This is a genomic window from Mesorhizobium sp. M7A.F.Ca.CA.004.06.1.1 (assembly GCF_003999135.1).
Classification (GTDB): Bacteria; Pseudomonadota; Alphaproteobacteria; order Rhizobiales; family Rhizobiaceae; genus Mesorhizobium.
In genome coordinates, this window is record NZ_RZPQ01001265.1 from 1 (window position 1) to 880 (window position 880).

Here is an 880-nt window from a genome sequence, read left to right on the forward strand (position 1 = left end):
GTCTGGAACCTCATCATCCGGCCCGACCACCGGCGATCCGTCGGCGACGAAGGTCCGCAAGCCCGCCCAGGAGCGCGACACGCGCTGCACCTCGATCGTGGTCACCCTTTCGAGACGCTCGGCGCCGATGGCGACGTCGATGTCCTCGGCATAAGCATCCATCGGCACCGACGGCGTCGCATCGGCCGGCGAGACGAACAGCTGCCCGGCATCCGGCTTGAAATAGAATTCGGCGCCGACATCGTTGACCAGCGGCCAGTCCGATATGTCGACCCCTGCGGGCGATGGAATGTTGAAGGCGGTGCGGCGTTTCGGCTGCAGGCCGACCGGGCGCACCCCTGCCATGATGGCGACCTCGTCGCCCCAGGCGCCGGCTGCATTGACGAGCATTGGCGCGCGAAAGGTCCCCGCCCGCGTCTCGACCCGCCACTGGCCGCCCTGCCGGTCGATCGCCGTCACGCCGGCATTGGTGACGATGCGCGCGCCGCGCGCGCGGGCGCCGCGCAGATAACCTTGGTGCAGGCCGTTGACGTCGATGTCCATCGAATGCGGTTCGATATAGGCGCCGGCGAGATACTCCGCGCGCAGCACCGGTACGCTGGCGATCGCTTCGGCCGGCGTCATGGCGACGATGGAGGGCACAAGCCCCTGCGCGGCCGCCAGATCCTCCCGCAGGAGATCGATCTGATCGGCGCGCGCCACGGTGATCATGCCGCGCTTGCCAAGCAGCGGATACTCGGAGAATCCAGCTGGCGGTTCGGTCAGGAAAGACCGGCTGGCAAGCACAATACGCCGGATGACGCCGTTGCCGTAATTTTCGGTAAAGCTTGCCGCCGAGCGTCCGGTCGTGTGGTAGCCGCAATGGCTTTCCCGCTCGAGC

At 67.4% G+C, this 880-nt stretch carries 1 protein-coding gene; it reads right to left on the reverse strand.

From position 1 onward, the window contains the following. Positions 1-880 (reverse strand): FAD-binding oxidoreductase (locus EN906_RS35665; protein ID WP_164777683.1); only part of this gene is annotated, 880 nt, incomplete at both ends.